Here is a 16167-nt window from a genome sequence, read left to right on the forward strand (position 1 = left end):
TAAATATTATGGCACATCAGGCAGTAAGGAAGAGTGAAGCCCATTGGTTTTGTAGAACAGCGTAATAATCAGGGCAAAAGACCCGCAGTATGCGCCGCCCAACTTTAGGGGGGAGTTCATACTGCGGGCTAACTTTTTTACCCATTGATATGGTCTTTCCCTAGGGTAAATGGTGCCTCACAGCGGTGATTGTTCGGGTTGCAATAGCTGTTATTTTCCCCGGTCGATGGCGCGATTTTATCTTGCCCCAGTGTGAACGGCGCTTGGCAGCTATGGTAATTGGGATCGCAATAGCTGATATTTTGTTTTACCGGCGGCGCGATTTTATCTTTGCCTAAGGTAAACGGCGCTTCGCAGCTGTGGTTATTTGGGTTGCAGTAATTGTTATCACCACTTTTGGCCTGTACTGAGAAAGCTGAAATCATCAGAGCACTTCCAGCCAGGAAGAGTGACAGGGTGAGTGTTTTTGTCATTGAGTTCATCATTATTTCCTCTGCATTGTCATTGTGTAGAGTGGATCGGTTATTTTCCACTTTGCCTATCTATATCGGCTTAATGATAAATCTACAGGGGAATACTTAGCGGACACTGAGGGAGTGAAAATTTTTATTGGTTATTTTTAATCTCAATAACGTGGCTATTATCGGCGAGGAAATTTCCCCCGCCGTTGTCGTGTGCATTCTATTCAGCAACAGAGAAAATAGGCGCGATTTCAATACGTTTATGACTTTTTTCATTTGCATCGATGAGTGTAAACAAGGCCTCTAGCATGCTGGCTACATCCTGCTGCACCATCACAATGTCATGGCCTAACAGCATCACAAACGGATCCCAGTCAAAACAGCCCATCACCGGCTGTTTTTCACCGCGATAGCCCGCTGAAATCATCCAGCGCATCACGCCTTCAAGGGAGATCGTCGAGTTCACAAACAGCCCGGTGTTGAGGTTGCCACCTTTGGCGATGAAATCGCTGAGCACCCGTTCTGCCTTGCTGGGGGAATAGCCACAGGTCAGGATATTTTCCTCAATAACCTCAAGACCCAGTTGCTGATGGGCGCTCCTGAAGCCCCTGAGCCTTTCCATCGTGTTGTGATCGCTGCCGCGGCCACCCACGAAAATCAGCGGCTGTGCATGCCCCAGCCGTTTTTTACCGTTAGCCAGAATGCGCAGGGCCAGCTCTTTGGCCCCCGAATAGTTATCGGTAATCACCGAAGGGGCCAAGGTGCCGGGTAAATCCAGATTAAACGTCGGTACCCCTGCGGCAGCGCAGATTTGCGTAATGCTGTCCGGGGCTGTCGCGCCCGTTGAGACGATCCCGTTCACCTGATAAGAAAGCATGGTGCGTGCCGCTTCGATCTCCAGTTCAGGATCGCGGTTGGTGCAGGTAATCACCGGGAACAGGCCGCGCTCACGGGCCATTGACTCGAATAACTCGACGATCGAACCAAAATAGCGGTTGTCGTATTTGGGCACAATCATACCGATCATGGTTGATTTCCGGCGGCGCAGCAGGCTGGCCTGCTGGTTTAGCGTATATCCTTGCTGTTCAGCCAGTTGCAAAATTTTCTCTGCCAGTTGAGCGCTAATCCGCCGCTTTTTCCAACTGCCATTGAGCACCGCACTCACCGCGCTTGAAGAGGCTCCGGCCAGCTCGGCCAGATCGTAAATGGTCGTTTTTTTTGATTTGAAGTCAGTCACACATTTTGCTCCAAAATTTTCTATATCTTGACAGCAAAAAATTAAAGTAGCAATTTTGCTCCATCGATTGAGCTGGTGTGCGCAATTGATAAAGCCTATGACAAAGTGAGAAATAATGAACAGTGAAAAAAGCAGCGGAAATCATTCAGGCGAGCAGGTCGTGATTGGTGTTGATGTGGGTTCAGGTAGCGCGCGGGCCGGGGTATTTGATCTTTCCGGCACTATGTTGTCGCACGCCAGCCAGGAAATTAGCCTGTTTCGCGGCCCAGAAAGTTTTGTCGAACAGTCGAGCCGCGAGATCTGGGACGCGGTGTGCAGCAGCATAAAAAGTGCGGTGTCTCTAGCGGGGGTACATCCTTCGAACGTTGCCGGAATAGGTTTTGATGCTACCTGTTCGCTGGTGGTACTGGATGCAGAAGGTGAACCGCTTCCCGTCGGTTGGTCGGAGGATCCCGATCGCAATATCATCGTGTGGATGGATCACCGTGCCACCAAGCAGGCCGAGCGGATTAATGCGACCGGGCATCCGGTGCTCAAGTACGTTGGCGGTAAGATTTCGCCAGAAATGGAAACGCCTAAGATCGCTTGGTTGAAGGAAAACAAGCCCGCTGTTTACGACAAAGCCTGGCAGTTTTTCGATCTCGCTGATTTTCTGACCTGGCGTGCCACTGGCGATCTGGCGCGTTCGGTCTGCACGGTGACCTGCAAATGGACCTATCTGGCGCATGAAAAACGTTGGGATGCGGATTATTTCCACACCATCGGCTTGGGGGAACTCGCGGATGAAGATTTCCGGCGCATTGGTGCGCGTATCGTAGAGCCCGGAACGCCTTGCGGCAATGGCCTGACGGCCGCCGCCGCTGAGCAAATGGGCCTGCCGGTGGGCACCCCGGTTGCCGCAGGGATGATCGACGCACACGCTGGTGGCATTGGCACCGTGGGGGTTGGCGGTGGCGCCACCAATAATCTGGCATATGTTTTTGGCACCTCTTCATGCACCATGACCACGACGAAAAACCCGGTCTTCGTTCCCGGCGTGTGGGGGCCTTACTATTCTGCCATGGTGCCGGGGTTGTGGCTGAATGAAGGTGGGCAAAGCGCTGCCGGGGCGGCAATTACGCAACTTGTCTCCTTCCATCCGGCGGTTGCCGAGGCAACGGAGCAGGCCAAAGCTGCGGGCGTTTCGTTACCGACTTTTCTGGCCAATCTGGCGCTGGAAAAAATGCCTTCAGCATCAGAGGCGGCCAGGCTTGCGGATGGCGTGCATGTGGTTCCTGAGTTCCTCGGTAACCGCGCACCTTTTGCCGATCCTCACTCCCGCGCCATTATTGTCGGGCTGGGGATGGAAAGCGATCTCGACAACCTGCTGTCGCTGTACATTGCCGGTATCTGCGGTATCGGTTATGGCTTGAAGCACATCATCGAGGCCCAGGCGCAGATGGGGGTCACTATCGACAAAATAGTGATCAGCGGTGGGGCAGGCCGCCACCCGTTGGTTCGCCAACTGATTGCGGATACCTGTGGCTGCACCGTGTTGGCGACCAAGGCCAGTGAACCGGTTTTGCTGGGGTCGGCTATTCTGGGGGCCGTGGCGGCAAAACTTTCGCCGTCAGTTCAAGAAGCCATGGCACATTTCTCGGTGTTAGATAATGAGTATCCGCCGGATGCTCATTTCAGCAAGCTGCATACGCATCGTTATGAGGCTTATAAACGGTTGCAGCACACTGCAAAGCTGATCCGCGATGAATGTCAGTAAGCATATTGATCACCCTATGCATATGGAAAAACGAATGTATTATTGACTTTGTTTGCCATCGCCCTAAGATAGCCTCAGCATTCAGTCTTGGAGTTTTCATGATCGCTCTCACGCCGTTGCAGCTGTTCAAAAACTTGTCAGACGAGACCCGTCTGAATATCATTCTGCTACTGCGGGAGAGCGGTGAGCTGTGCGTTTGTGAGCTTTGCAACACGCTGAATGAGTCTCAGCCCAAGATCTCCAGACACTTGGCGATGCTGAGAGAATCCGGGTTGTTGCTGGATCGTCGTGCAGGCAAGTGGATCCACTATCGTTTGTCACCGCATATTCCCGCCTGGGCGGCAACGGTGATTGAGCAGGCTTATCTTAGCCAACGCGATGAAGTCGCCCTGCTGGCGCAAAGGGGTGGGAAGGCAGCTTGCCTTTGATTGATTAAAAAATTTGCTCAGTCATATCTGATTTTTCATATTTGAATGAGCGATATGGCAGTCAAATGCACGGGAAGAAAGTCTGTACGGCTGAGCTAACTGGCCGGTGGTGTTTAACTCACTATCATTTTCAGGGCAAGGGTTCGCTCTTGGCCTTTTGGGGGCGTTATGTTGTTGGCAGGGGCTATTTTTGTTCTGACCATTGTGCTGGTGATCTGGCAGCCTAAAGGATTGGGTATTGGCTGGAGCGCCACGCTCGGCGCGATACTGGCGCTAGTGAGCGGCGTGGTTCATTTCGGTGATATTCCGGTGGTCTGGCAGATTGTCTGGAACGCCACAGCAACCTTTATTGCCGTGATCATCATTAGCCTGTTGCTGGATGAATCAGGTTTCTTTGAATGGGCCGCACTGCACGTGGCGCGCTGGGGCAATGGCCGGGGGCGTTTGCTGTTTACCTACATTATCCTATTGGGGGCGGCGGTAGCGGCGTTATTCGCCAACGATGGTGCTGCATTGATCCTGACGCCGATTGTAATTGCCATGCTGTTGGCGCTGGGCTTCAGCCGTGGCGCGACCCTGGCCTTTGTGATGGCAGCGGGCTTTATTGCCGATACCGCCAGCTTGCCGCTGATCGTGTCGAATCTGGTGAATATTGTCTCGGCGGATTTCTTCAACCTCGGATTCACGGAATATGCGGCGGTAATGGTGCCGGTCAACCTGGCCGCCATCGCCGCCACGCTGGTGATGCTACATCTGTTTTTCCGCAAAGATATTCCTGCCGTTTATGATTTGTCTCTGCTGAAAGCACCGAAAGAGGCGATTCGCGATCTGAACACCTTTAAAACCGGGTGGTTGGTGCTGGTTCTGCTGCTGGTCGGGTTCTTTGCCCTGGAGCCGCTCGGCGTGCCCGTCAGCCTGGTCGCTGCCGTGGGCGCGCTGATCCTGTTTGCCGTCGCTAAAAAAGGGCATGCCATCAATACCGGCAAAGTGCTGCGTGGCGCGCCCTGGCAAATCGTGGTGTTCTCGCTGGGGATGTATCTGGTGGTGTACGGCCTGCGCAATGCCGGTTTGACCCATTACCTTTCTGCCCTACTGAACCAGTTTGCCGAACAAGGGCTGTGGGCGGCCACGCTGGGCACCGGGTTCCTGACGGCGTTTTTGTCCTCCATTATGAACAATATGCCGACCGTTCTGGTGGGGGCCCTGTCGATTGATGGCAGCACTGCCACTGGAGTTATCAAAGAGGCGATGATTTATGCCAACGTGATCGGCAGCGATCTGGGGCCGAAAATCACCCCGATAGGCAGCCTGGCCACCTTATTGTGGCTGCATGTGCTAGCGCAAAAGAATATGACCATTACCTGGGGATATTACTTCCGGGTGGGCATTGTTATGACGATCCCGGTGCTATTCGTTACGCTGGCGGCGTTGGCTCTGCGATTATCTATTTCCCTATAAAACCAACATGCCAGCAGGCATTTCAATAAGAGAGCACCCAGATGAGCAATGTGACCATTTATCATAATCCGGCCTGTGGAACATCGCGTAACACGCTGGAGTTAATTCGCAACAGTGGTACGGAACCGACGGTTATTCACTATTTAGACACGCCGCCAAGCCGTGAGGTGTTGGTGAAACTGATCGCAGATATGGGGATCGCGGTTAGGGCGTTATTGCGCAAGAATGTTGAGCCTTACGAGCAACTAGGGCTGGCAGCAGATAACTTCAGCGATGAGCAGTTGATCGATTTTATGTTACAGCATCCGATCCTGATCAATCGCCCGATTGTGGTTACGCCATTAGGGACAAAACTGTGCCGACCTTCTGAAGTGGTGCTGGATATTTTACCCGATGCCCAACGTGGTGCTTTCACCAAGGAAGATGGCGAGCGGGTGGTGGATGCCCAAGGGAAACGTGTGGAGTAATAAGAAGTGGCACAGTCTTGACCCATAACAAGGCGGTGCAGGCGTTAGCCTCTTTATAATCACACCTGTTTGTCTTCTCACAGGTGTGAAAGTATGGCTTATCAACTGAACCTTAACTGGCCCGAGTTTTTAGAAAAGTATTGGCAAAAACAACCGGTTGTACTGAAGAATGCCTTCCCTGACTTTGTCGATCCTATTACGCCGGACGAACTGGCCGGTTTGGCAATGGAAGCGGAAGTAGACAGCCGTTTGGTCAGCCAGGAAAACGGCCTGTGGCAGGCCAGCAACGGGCCATTTGAGCACTTTGATAATCTGGGTGAAACCGGCTGGTCGCTGTTGGCTCAGGCGGTTAACCACTGGCATGCTCCGTCTGCCGAGCTGGTGCGCCCGTTTCGCGTGTTGCCGGACTGGCGTTTAGACGATCTGATGATCTCCTTTTCCGTACCGGGCGGCGGCGTTGGGCCGCATATCGATCAGTACGATGTTTTTATCATCCAGGGCATGGGCAGCCGCCGTTGGCGCGTTGGTGACAAGTTGCCGCTGAAGCAGTTTTGCCCGCATCCGGCGCTGCTGCACGTTGAGCCGTTCACGCCGATCATTGATGAAGATCTGGCACCGGGCGATATTCTGTATATTCCACCGGGCTTCCCGCACGATGGTTTCACGCATGAAACCGCGCTTAACTATTCCGTCGGCTTCCGTGGCCCTAACGGCCGGGATTTGATCAGTAGCTTCGCTGACTATGCGCTGGAAAACGATCTCGGCGGTGAGCACTACAGCGATCCTGATCTAACCTGTCGGGAGCATCCGGGCAAGGTTGAAGATTATGAGCTTGATCGCCTGCGCCAGATGATGATCGACATGATTAAGCAGCCGGAAGATTTTAAACAGTGGTTCGGCCGCTTTGCCACCACGCCGCGCCACGAGCTGGATATCGCCCCCGCGCAGCCGCCTTACGAACCGGATGAGATTATCGATGCCCTGTTGGGCGGTGAAATCCTGACGCGCCTGAGCGGGTTGCGGGTTCTTCGCGTTGGCGACAGCTTCTTCATCAACAGCGAACGGCTGGAAACGGTGGAACCGAAAGCCGCTGACGCTCTGTGCCGTTACACCGCGATCGGTAAAAAAGAGCTGGGTGATGCGCTGCGTAACCCGGCGTTCGTTGTTGAGTTAACCGGGCTGATTAATCAGGGCTACTGGTTCTTTGAGGAATAATCAGGCTTGTTGATAACAGCTTCCAGAGGCGTATAGGGTGGCGCTTCTGGAGGCCAGTTACTGCGTTGTAAACTGGGTTAAACTTCATTTCCCCGCCTGCCTTGCTACACAGATAACGCTCAAAAGTGCAGTACAATAAGGACGCTCGGTTCGGCTGTTTTCCTATTTCACTCAAATAGGAAAATCTGGCACAGGCGAGCAATCTCTTCTGGTACGCGTCTTCGTTATCGCCTAGTATTGGTATGAATCGGTACGATTTGTACCTTTTAAAATCAATGCTGGGGATGACATATGCACAGTTTTACGGCCAGTGAAGCCAAGATTCAGTTTGGGGAAGTCATCAGCAAAGCGATACGCGAACCCGTATGCATTACCAAAAACGGCCGCCCGAAGGTGGTGGTAATGTCATATGAAGACTTCAATGCTATCGAGGAGCTAAAACTGCAGAATCTGAAAGCTGTCTTGGCGAAGTCCATCGCTCAGGCTGAAAACGGCCAATTGCACGATATTGATGATGTGTTTAGCGATCTGACGCCAGATGAATTGAATCAGGCAGAGGGATAAGGATGACGGTCAGGTTTACCACGGATGCCAAGGTGCAGTTTCGTAAAGTCCGTGCCTATTCACAGCATCGGTGGGGAAAGGAAGTCGCCGATCTTTACGCACAAGCTATCCGCACTATCCTGACTCAAACGCTCGACCGCCACCCGTCCCCAGGTTTTGCTCGGGAAGAACTAGGGCCTGGGATTATGAGCTTTCCCTGCGAAAGCCATATGCTTTACTACCGTGAAACTTCATACGGCATAGAGGTGGTAGGCGTTCTTCACCAGGCACAAGATCCGGTTCGTCACCTGTAAACTTATTGAGTTTTGCTGACACAATGTTTGGTAAAAGGAAACTCATCCCTGAGCTTCCTCACTAGGTTGTTTGAGCAGATCTTGCACGCCGTCATTCGCTTTTAGCAGCCTCAAGAACCGTACCAGGAATATCAGGCTCAATACGCCCGCGACAAGCCCCATGCTGTGAAACAGCTCTTTATTGCCATGCTGATAAATCCATCTGCCCAGTTCGATGCTCAGGGCAATGGTGCTCAGCACGATAATATTGAGGCTGGCAGAGACGGTTCCCTTGGGGGATGAGCTAGAAAACAGCGTGCGCCGGAACAGAATCGGGAAGGTCATGCCAATGCCAAAGGCATAAAGGCTGACTCCGATAATCGACCAGGCCCAGACGTGGGGGATAAAGAGATTGCCGAGCAGCGCGGCACTTAGCCCGACAAGCTGAATAGGCAGGCCAGCCCACAGGATGCGATCTGACGGCTGTTCGCCGACCAGCTTGGCCACCAGCAGGCTGCCGAGGATCACTGCAACAAAGATCGGTACCTGCGTCCAGGCATATTGCGCGGAAGAGAGCCCGCCGTCGTCAATCAGGATCACCGGTGAGGTGGCCACCCAGGACATCATGGGGATATAGGCGCAGCTGATGGCGAAGGCACCCGCCAGAAAACAGGGGCTACGGAAAACCTGTTTAAAATCTGTGGCAATCCCTGCGAGGCTGAATGTGCCACGTTTGGCGGTAACGGTTTCTGGCATATTGCGCCATAAACCGACCGAGGCGGCCAGTGCCAGCAGGGCAATCAGGGCAAACATCCCTTTCCAGTGGGCGATCTGGATGAAGGCGGCACCGGCTAACGGGCCGATAATCGGGGCGATTAACGTTACCGAGGTGATCAGGCCCATCATTTTGACGCCATCCTTCTCGCCAAACACCTCCTGCACTGCAACATAGCCCACGGTGGCAATAAAGCACATGCTGGTGCCTTGAATAAACCGCGTCAGCAGGTATTGCTCCATGTTATGGGTAAATAGGGTGGCGATGCAGCCGAGGGTAAACAGCAGCGCACCGGTCAACAACACCGGTCTGCGGCCGATACGATCGGAAAGGGGCCCCAGTAGCCACTGCAATATCATGCCACCAGCCATATACACGCTGATCGAGGCCGGTGCCAGGCTGACATCGGCATTAAATTCCTTGACGATATCAATGATGCCCGGTTGCACCATATCGTTGGTCAGATAGGCGGCAAACTCAAACAGGATCAGTGAGATCGGAAAGAATAGGGTTACCGAACGGCTTCTGTGATTTTGTAAACGACTCTCTTGCATCCTGGCTCCATGAATTCCTTAGGTATTATGGCTGCTTAACGCCATGTAATACATACAGCTTCCCTGCAAAGTCCTCACCTGTGGGCCAGTCGTTGGCCGTCAACCGGTTGATGTGGCTTATCCCCAACGTTTGTAAACTTTGTCGGTACTCTTCATCGCTCCAGGCCTGCATGTGGCTGGCGAAGAGTGAGACTTCTCCGGTTGATTCGATAATCCACCAGGCGGCTGAAGCAATATTGCTTTGTTCGTCCCAGGCATTTTCTGTGAGTACCAAGTGTGGTGTGGGGGAGAACAATCCCTGTTGGTGAGATTCCCAGCGGCTCCCTGTTTCTCCCTGACGTTTCACCTCTTCCTGGGTATGGACCTCCATAATCAGTTGCCCACCAGGCTTCAGCCAGTTCGCCATGTGCTTAAGCAGCGCCAGTCCATCCGCTTTGCTGAATACGTTGAATTCACCGAAGGTCATCATGATGCAGTCATACTGCTCTGCAGGCTTGAATTGGCGGATATCCTGGCAGTGATAACGGATCTCAAGCCCTTCATTTAGTGCCTGTTGGCGCGCATAGTGGATAGACGCCGGTGAGAAATCCACTCCGGTGCATTGAAAGCCTGCCTGAGCGAGGCGCTGAAGATAAAACCCTGGGCCACAGCCCAAATCAAGGATCTGCGCTTGTGCCGGTAACTGGTGCTGGATCCAGGCAACCTGTTTGTCGATGAGTGACAAGCGGCGGCTGGCCCAGTCATGATCTTGAGCAAGGTGATTTTGCAACATGCGTTCACTGAAGGCTGGATCATGCCAAGGGATTTTTTCCGCGTCTTCCCAGGCGTTAAGTGGACGTTGTTTATGAATGATATCTTTGAGTTGCATCCTTTATATCCTTTTAAACTCTAAACCCCGGCCTAATCGCCAGTGCCAAAGGTCTACAACGAAATTCGACGCAGGAGAAAGGCAGAACAGCGAAGCATGATGGGGATAACGCCATTGGTGCTTTCAGCTAATGGCGAAAACACGCGCTAATACGGCAATGCCGATCAGTTAAGGCTAACCAGTTCCCTCTCCTCGAGGGAGGGAGGCCACACCTTCAGCATCTGCTGCATAATTATGCCGTTTTGCGCTTAAGTGAATGGCATTGCGCTGACACGGGGTATTTATGCGGCGAAAGTCTACAGCAGCGGTTATTTAAACAACAGACAGATAGCTTGATGTAAATCAAAAAATAGGTGATTGCCAGACCCGGCGGGTATTTTTGATAGCGTGATAAATACCTGGTTGAAACGCCAAAGACTTTGGTTATATCTGTCACATTCCAAGCTGCGACCAACCAGGCCGCAGCTTGAAAGATAACGGCGTTACTTCATCGAATGCAGGCCGATCACATTGCCTTCACTGTCTTTTGCGATGGTAATAAAGCCATTCTCACCAATGGAAAACTTCGGACGCAAGATCTCGCCGCCGTTAGGCACAATCCGTGCCTCTTCTACCGCACAGTCTTCGCACATCAAGTACACCATGGTGCCGCCTGGCCCTGGCGGAACGCAGTCCATTTTAACCAGCGCACCGCCTGCACCTTCACTTCCTTGCTGATAAGGAAATAGCCAGTACTCCATCTCCTCACTTTCCATTTTTTCAAATTGAGTATTGAAAACAGACTCATAGAATTTTTTTGCCCGTGGCATATCGGCAACATAAATTTCAAACCAACCAACGATATTCGTTTTCATTACACTCTCCTGTAGGTTTTTGATTGACTCGTTTCCTGGCAAGGATTGTCACTAATAATGTATATCCATACAGTGATCTGGATCATGCAATCAGTACAAATTACGCGCGTTTTATCGGTTGTGATTCCATTCGTCTTGGGTGATTTCCCAGATCTCAGTTTCCATACGTCCACCGACGAAATCAGCCCACTGGGTCGCAACCACGCGCATACCGCTGCGCTCGGATATTCGCCTTGAAGCCAGATTGGTTTTCGCCTTGGGTACACGCAGCACAGGTTTATCAAGCTGGTTAAACCAGAAATCGGTAACCACTTCACTGGCTTCGCTCATCAACCCCTGATGCTGCCATTCCGGCGTTAGCCAAAATCCACGGTTGGCGTTGGGCGTGTCGCAAAGATTGATGACGCCAATTAAGTGACGATCATCCTCCTTAAGCCGAATAGACCAGTACCAGCCAGAGCCTTCTTCCATATTGGGTAGTGCAATTTCCTGGATAAATTGCCGTGCAGCACCTTCTGGATAGGGCCAGGGGACTTGATTGGTGATGTATTGCACGATTTCCCAGTGTGGAAACAGCCGTTGAATGTCTTCTGAATCTGATAATTCTAGCGGTTGCAATGTCAGCCGGCGGGTTTTTAATATCGGGATGGCAAGCTTTTTTTCTGTTGTCATCAATTACGTTTCCTGAGGATCAGCGTGGGCATTGGTTATCAACGACACTTACGTTACTGATCCGAAGTATGAAAAGCAATATAACTAGCAATATGTATATCAGGTTGTTTCTTGATAAAATCACTGTAAATTCTGACATTCTTTTATTATTTTATTTGTGTATTAAAAATGCTGGCTTTATTATTTAAAGGTGTTTATTAAGAAGTGCTCTTGTTTTTTTTGGGGAATCTCCTGAAGGCGTGCATTAAAAATGCACTAACGTTGACTCTGGATTTTCTTTATCACTATAATCCTAACGTCTTAAGTCATGGTAATAACCCGTTGTTATTAATCAATAGGTTAAAGTATTATCTTCATTATTAATAGCAATAAACTTAAGATGGATTTTATTATTTCACTATAAGGATATTTTATGAAAAAGTTAAACGTATCAGAAGCGTCAAGTGTTGTCGGTGGAGCAAGTAGCTGCCTGATTTCTTTCGAAAATGCAACGGTAGCTAATGTTACTACTTGCCAGCAAGTGACTACCTGCAAAGGCAAGTATGGAGAGACAGTCACTCGTTCCACCGCTGATTCATCTCTCTGTGCTGTAGCAACAATAGCACCACTATTGTAATAAACTCATATTTTCAAATAATTTGAGACAGGTAACATCTGCGGTATTTTTTCTCCGTAAGATGTCCTGAATGTACGACGCTATACCCGAAGAAAGCAGTAACATGTCAGCCCACTGGTGCACCAGTGAGCTGACTCATTGACACTACTGCGAAGTGGATGATTTCCGCACATGTTAACTCTACAGTTAATGACAGAGAGTATTTATTAAAGGTGTGGCATTGTGTGCTGTGCCTTATTTTCCTCGTAGTGTTGCCAATATTTTCTCTGTCATTAAAATTAACCGCAGCCATTTTCGATACACCAAAATCTCAGCAAGCTCTAAAGGCTATGGTGAGATATCTCTCCCCTTCTGTTACTGAAAGCAGAGTGTGATCTCCACGCCAAATCGCGTAGATAATGCTGACTAAATGTTAATGTATTGTTATTTTTATTCATCAATCAATGTCAACACTGCCTCAGCTATCGATCCCTCGTGGTGGGAGCGATAAGCCAGTTTCTCTTTTGTTGCTTATGTTTCAAGGAGTTAATTATGGCGATTTCTACACAGGTCAGGGATGCGCACTTTGAAGAGTGGCTAGGGCAGATCAACTCTGCCTGCGGTCGGTTTGGTGCCAAAACGTTGGGGCCAAGCTTCAGCGGTGCGGTACAAGAATTCCGTGCCCATGCGCTGCGGCTGAGTGTGGTTGATATTGCCCAAACCCGGCTTTATCGGACCCGACGTGAGATTGCTCAGAGCAGTGACAGTTCGCATTTTTTTGCTGCCTTCCAACTGCATGGTAGTTCGATGATGGAGCAGGGGCATCACCAGACCAGGCTATCGGCCGGGGATATGACTTTTATCGATGCCTCGCAGCCCTGTAGCTTTATTTATCAGCAGGACTCACGCCAACTCTCTCTAGTGTTACCTCGCAGCTACATTGAGCAACACCTGAGATTCATCACTCTTCCCTGTGCCCAGCGCCTTGGCACCGAGGCTGCGGCGGCGAAACTCAGCCTACAGTTGGTGTTGGGCAGTATGCAGAATCCTGAGATGAGTCTGGTGGAAAGCGAAGCGGTACTTAACGCAGTGGCGACCTTGCTGCGGCCGGTGCTGGCAGGGGGCGAAGAACAGCAGGATAGCCATGAGCGGATCTTCACCCGTTCGCTGACGTTTATCGACCAGCATATTCAGTCGGAACAGCTACGGCCGGAATGGGTCGCCAGTGAGATAGGGGTTTCCGTGCGCAGTTTGTACCGCATGTTTGCCCGCAAGGGGTTGGTTGTGGCGCAGTACATCAAAAACCGCCGCTTGGATCTGTGCGCGCAGGCGTTACGTCAGGTAAAAGAACGGCAAAAGCTCGCCAACATTGGCTATGACTGGGGATTTGCCGACCACAGCCATTTCTCTACCGCGTTTAAGGCCCGCTTTGGCGTTTCGCCAAGCGCGTATCGCAAGCAGTACCAGTAACCCCAATCTTTCCCCCGTTCGTGTGCTTGCCGTGCAGATTGTCAGTAACGACAAACAGGATGGCAAGCACAACAAAATATCCCCGCTTGAGAGTTGCTATGTTGGCATAGGGCTCGGCTGACGGGTTCACCACAACAATAACGGATGTCGATGCTTCTTTGATTCGTGCGGGGGAATGATGAGATCTAAAACAACAATCATGGCGACCCAACGCCTGCCAGCAGCCATTGCGCTGGCATTGGGGTTATTGGTAGGAACGGGTTGGCAGACTGCGGCGCTGGCACACGGTGCTGCGGCCAAGATGGTGCCGATGCAAAAAACGCTGGAGGAGTTCGGGGCCAGCGTACAGTGGGATGACTACGCGCGTATGTTTGTGATCGTCAAAGACGGTGCCTACGTGAAGGTGAAACCGAGCGCTCGCGAAGCCATCGTCAATGGTAAACCGCTGAAATTGCCGGTGCCGGTGGTGTTCAAAGGTAAAACAGCCTATATGTCTGAAGGATTCATTAACGATGTTTTCCAGTCTGGGCTGGATCAGACCTTCGCCGTTGAACACCGGGCACATCCGCTGAATCCGCTGAGTGCGGCAGAGATCAACGAGGTGGTTGCTACCATCAAGGCTGCACCAGAGTATAAAAATAACCTGCGCTTTACCGAAATCTCGCTGCGTGAACCGCCGAAAGATCAGGTCTGGCAGTTTGTGCTGAACGGCAGCAGCATCCAGCAGCCACGGCAGGCCGAGGTCACCTTGCTGGATGGCGTTCATGTGATTGAAAGCGTGGTGGATTTACCGCAGAAAAAAGTGCTGTCCTGGCAACCGATCAAAGGGGCTCATGGAATGGTGCTGCTGGATGATTTTGCCAGCGTGCAGACGATTATCAACGGCAGCAAAGAGTATGCCGATGCATTGAAAAAGCGCGGCGTGCAGGACCCTGCCAAAGTGATCACCACGCCGCTGACGGTCGGTTATTTCGACGGTAAAGATGGCCTTAAGCAGGATCAACGGTTGCTGAAAGTGATCAGCTATCTGGATGTCGGCGATGGCAACTACTGGGCGCATCCGATTGAAAACCTGGTGGCGGTGGTCGATCTGGAACAGAAGAAGATCATAAAAATCGAGGAAGGGCCGGTGATCCCGGTGCCGTTGAAGCCGACGCCGTATGATGGCCGCGATCGTCAGGCACCAAAGATCAAACCGTTGGAGATCGTCGAACCCGAAGGGAAAAACTACACCATCACCGGCAATACCATCCACTGGCAGAACTGGGATTTCCACCTGCATCTCAATTCCCGCGTCGGGCCGGTGCTCTCAACGGTGACTTATAACGATCATGGTCGCAAACGCAAAGTGATGTACGAAGGCTCGCTAGGGGGCATGATTGTGCCTTATGGCGATCCGGATATCGGCTGGTATTTCAAAGCCTATCTGGATGCAGGGGATTACGGCATGGGGACGCTGACCTCGCCGATTGCCCGTGGCAAAGATGCCCCGCAGAACGCCGTATTGCTGGATGAAACCATTGCCGATTACACCGGTAAACCCACCGCTATCCCACGCGCCATTGCCCTATTCGAGCGTTACGCCGGGCCGGAGTATAAGCATCAGGAAATGGGCCAGCCGAATATCAGCACCGAGCGCCGTGAACTGGTGGTGCGCTGGATCAGCACGGTAGGGAACTACGATTACATCTTCGACTGGGTATTCCACCAGAACGGCACCATTGGTATTAGCGCTGGGGCGACGGGGATTGAGGCGGTGAAAGGCGTGAAGGCCAGAACCATGCAGGATCCGACCGCGCAGCAGGATACGCAGTACGGCACGCTGATCGATCACAACATCGTCGGCACCACGCATCAGCATATCTACAATTTCCGGTTGGATATGGACGTGGATGGCGAAAATAACAGCCTGGTGGAACTCAATCCGGATGTGAAACCCAACGATCGGGGGGGCCCACGCACCAGTACTATGCAGGTCGATCAGGTGAAGGTCAGCACTGAACAGCAGGCGGCGCAGAAGTTTGATCCTGCCACCATCCGTTTGCTGAGCAACACCAGCAAACTGAACAAGATGGGTAACCCGGTTTCCTATCAGTTGATTCCGTATGCGGGGGGAACGCACCCGGTCGCCAAGGGGGCCAACTTCGGCAAGGATGAGTGGATCTATCACCGCCTGAGCTTTATGGATAAGCAACTTTGGGTGACGCGCTACCACCCGGATGAACGTTACCCGGAAGGTAAATACCCGAACCGCTCGACGCAGGATACTGGCTTGGGGCAATACACCGCCGATAACCAGTCAATCGACAACAGCGATGATGTGGTGTGGCTGACCACCGGTACTACCCATGTAGCGCGGGCGGAAGAGTGGCCGATCATGCCAACGGAATGGGTGCATGTGTTGCTCAAGCCCTGGAACTTTTTCGATGAAACGCCGACGTTGAATCTGAATGGCAAACCGCAGGATTGAGCGAGAAAATGACCAGGGGCACTGCAAGCAGTGCCCCTAGGTTGATGATAA

16 protein-coding genes are annotated in these 16167 nt (G+C 51.8%); 10 read left to right on the forward strand and 6 right to left on the reverse strand.

All coding sequences use genetic code 11. From position 1 onward, the window contains the following. Positions 1-137: 137 nt before the first annotated feature. Positions 138-533: a hypothetical protein gene (locus AC2A1E_RS17000; protein ID WP_484384725.1), complete on the reverse strand. Its 396-nt coding sequence runs from the start codon at positions 531-533 to the stop codon at positions 138-140. Positions 534-681: 148 nt separating this feature from the next. Next, positions 682-1698: a LacI family DNA-binding transcriptional regulator gene (locus AC2A1E_RS17005; protein WP_484384726.1), complete on the reverse strand. Its 1017-nt coding sequence runs from the start codon at positions 1696-1698 to the stop codon at positions 682-684. 115 nt (positions 1699-1813) lie between these two features. On the opposite strand from AC2A1E_RS17005, the gene AC2A1E_RS17010 reads away from it, so the two are divergent. From AC2A1E_RS17010 to AC2A1E_RS17040, 7 genes are all read left to right on the forward strand, one after another. Next, positions 1814-3454, forward strand: a complete 1641-nt coding sequence (locus AC2A1E_RS17010) for an FGGY-family carbohydrate kinase (protein WP_484384727.1) — start codon at positions 1814-1816, stop codon at positions 3452-3454. A gap of 98 nt (positions 3455-3552) precedes the next feature. Beyond that, positions 3553-3882: a metalloregulator ArsR/SmtB family transcription factor gene (locus AC2A1E_RS17015; protein WP_484384728.1), complete on the forward strand. Its 330-nt coding sequence runs from the start codon at positions 3553-3555 to the stop codon at positions 3880-3882. 168 nt (positions 3883-4050) lie between these two features. After that, positions 4051-5340 (forward strand): arsenic transporter, encoded by a 1290-nt coding sequence (locus tag AC2A1E_RS17020; protein ID WP_484384729.1) that lies wholly within the window; start codon positions 4051-4053, stop codon positions 5338-5340. A 41-nt stretch (positions 5341-5381) separates the two neighbouring features. Continuing rightward, a complete protein-coding gene (gene arsC / locus AC2A1E_RS17025; RefSeq protein WP_484384730.1) occupies positions 5382-5807 on the forward strand; it encodes a glutaredoxin-dependent arsenate reductase in 426 nt (141 codons plus the stop codon). 93 nt (positions 5808-5900) lie between these two features. Continuing rightward, on the forward strand, positions 5901-7022 hold the full coding sequence (locus AC2A1E_RS17030; RefSeq protein ID WP_484384731.1) for a ribosomal protein uL16 3-hydroxylase: 1122 nt from the start codon (positions 5901-5903) through the stop codon (positions 7020-7022). 291 nt (positions 7023-7313) lie between these two features. Next, positions 7314-7586, forward strand: coding sequence for a type II toxin-antitoxin system Phd/YefM family antitoxin (locus tag AC2A1E_RS17035; protein WP_484384732.1), 273 nt, complete (start codon positions 7314-7316; stop codon positions 7584-7586). Positions 7587-7588: 2 nt separating this feature from the next. Further along, positions 7589-7879 carry a type II toxin-antitoxin system RelE/ParE family toxin gene (locus AC2A1E_RS17040; protein WP_484384733.1) on the forward strand — a complete coding sequence of 97 codons (291 nt, stop codon included), beginning with the start codon at positions 7589-7591 and terminating at the stop codon, positions 7877-7879. Between the two features lie 42 nt (positions 7880-7921). Here the strand turns inward: AC2A1E_RS17040 and AC2A1E_RS17045 are convergent, their stop codons facing one another. The 4 genes from AC2A1E_RS17045 to AC2A1E_RS17060 form a co-directional block, all read right to left on the reverse strand. Continuing rightward, positions 7922-9187: an MFS transporter gene (locus AC2A1E_RS17045; protein WP_484384734.1), complete on the reverse strand. Its 1266-nt coding sequence runs from the start codon at positions 9185-9187 to the stop codon at positions 7922-7924. Between the two features lie 25 nt (positions 9188-9212). Next, positions 9213-10055 (reverse strand): class I SAM-dependent methyltransferase, encoded by an 843-nt coding sequence (locus tag AC2A1E_RS17050; protein WP_484384735.1) that lies wholly within the window; start codon positions 10053-10055, stop codon positions 9213-9215. Between the two features lie 482 nt (positions 10056-10537). Continuing rightward, complete coding sequence (locus AC2A1E_RS17055) at positions 10538-10909, reverse strand: VOC family protein (RefSeq protein ID WP_484384736.1); 372 nt, start codon at positions 10907-10909, stop codon at positions 10538-10540. Between the two features lie 111 nt (positions 10910-11020). Continuing rightward, positions 11021-11581 carry a GNAT family N-acetyltransferase gene (locus AC2A1E_RS17060; RefSeq protein WP_484384737.1) on the reverse strand — a complete coding sequence of 187 codons (561 nt, stop codon included), beginning with the start codon at positions 11579-11581 and terminating at the stop codon, positions 11021-11023. A gap of 412 nt (positions 11582-11993) precedes the next feature. On the opposite strand from AC2A1E_RS17060, the gene AC2A1E_RS17065 reads away from it, so the two are divergent. The 3 genes from AC2A1E_RS17065 (at position 11994) to tynA (ending at position 16116) form a co-directional block, all read left to right on the forward strand. Continuing rightward, positions 11994-12197 carry a DUF4762 family protein gene (locus AC2A1E_RS17065; RefSeq protein ID WP_484384738.1) on the forward strand — a complete coding sequence of 68 codons (204 nt, stop codon included), beginning with the start codon at positions 11994-11996 and terminating at the stop codon, positions 12195-12197. Between the two features lie 531 nt (positions 12198-12728). Beyond that, positions 12729-13646 carry a transcriptional regulator FeaR gene (gene feaR, locus AC2A1E_RS17070; protein WP_484384739.1) on the forward strand — a complete coding sequence of 306 codons (918 nt, stop codon included), beginning with the start codon at positions 12729-12731 and terminating at the stop codon, positions 13644-13646. 199 nt (positions 13647-13845) lie between these two features. After that, positions 13846-16116 carry a primary-amine oxidase gene (gene tynA, locus AC2A1E_RS17075; RefSeq protein ID WP_484384740.1) on the forward strand — a complete coding sequence of 757 codons (2271 nt, stop codon included), beginning with the start codon at positions 13846-13848 and terminating at the stop codon, positions 16114-16116. The last annotated feature ends 51 nt before the right edge of the window (positions 16117-16167 follow it).

This window comes from Serratia sp. HNCC26DJ206, assembly GCF_057180605.1.

Bases quoted from the DNA above. Each gene is read 5' to 3' on its own strand.
- AC2A1E_RS17010 (WP_484384727.1), top strand. From the start codon at position 1,814: ATGAACAGTGAAAAAAGCAGCGGAAATCATTCAGGCGAGCAGGTCGTG.
- AC2A1E_RS17015 (WP_484384728.1), top strand. From the start codon at position 3,553: ATGATCGCTCTCACGCCGTTGCAGCTGTTCAAAAACTTGTCAGACGAG.
- AC2A1E_RS17020 (WP_484384729.1), top strand. From the start codon at position 4,051: ATGTTGTTGGCAGGGGCTATTTTTGTTCTGACCATTGTGCTGGTGATC.
- arsC (WP_484384730.1), top strand. From the start codon at position 5,382: ATGAGCAATGTGACCATTTATCATAATCCGGCCTGTGGAACATCGCGT.
- AC2A1E_RS17030 (WP_484384731.1), top strand. From the start codon at position 5,901: ATGGCTTATCAACTGAACCTTAACTGGCCCGAGTTTTTAGAAAAGTAT.
- AC2A1E_RS17035 (WP_484384732.1), top strand. From the start codon at position 7,314: ATGCACAGTTTTACGGCCAGTGAAGCCAAGATTCAGTTTGGGGAAGTC.
- AC2A1E_RS17040 (WP_484384733.1), top strand. From the start codon at position 7,589: ATGACGGTCAGGTTTACCACGGATGCCAAGGTGCAGTTTCGTAAAGTC.
- AC2A1E_RS17045 (WP_484384734.1), bottom strand. From the start codon at position 9,187: ATGCAAGAGAGTCGTTTACAAAATCACAGAAGCCGTTCGGTAACCCTA.
- AC2A1E_RS17050 (WP_484384735.1), bottom strand. From the start codon at position 10,055: ATGCAACTCAAAGATATCATTCATAAACAACGTCCACTTAACGCCTGG.
- AC2A1E_RS17055 (WP_484384736.1), bottom strand. From the start codon at position 10,909: ATGAAAACGAATATCGTTGGTTGGTTTGAAATTTATGTTGCCGATATG.
- AC2A1E_RS17060 (WP_484384737.1), bottom strand. From the start codon at position 11,581: ATGACAACAGAAAAAAAGCTTGCCATCCCGATATTAAAAACCCGCCGG.
- AC2A1E_RS17065 (WP_484384738.1), top strand. From the start codon at position 11,994: ATGAAAAAGTTAAACGTATCAGAAGCGTCAAGTGTTGTCGGTGGAGCA.
- feaR (WP_484384739.1), top strand. From the start codon at position 12,729: ATGGCGATTTCTACACAGGTCAGGGATGCGCACTTTGAAGAGTGGCTA.
- tynA (WP_484384740.1), top strand. From the start codon at position 13,846: ATGGCGACCCAACGCCTGCCAGCAGCCATTGCGCTGGCATTGGGGTTA.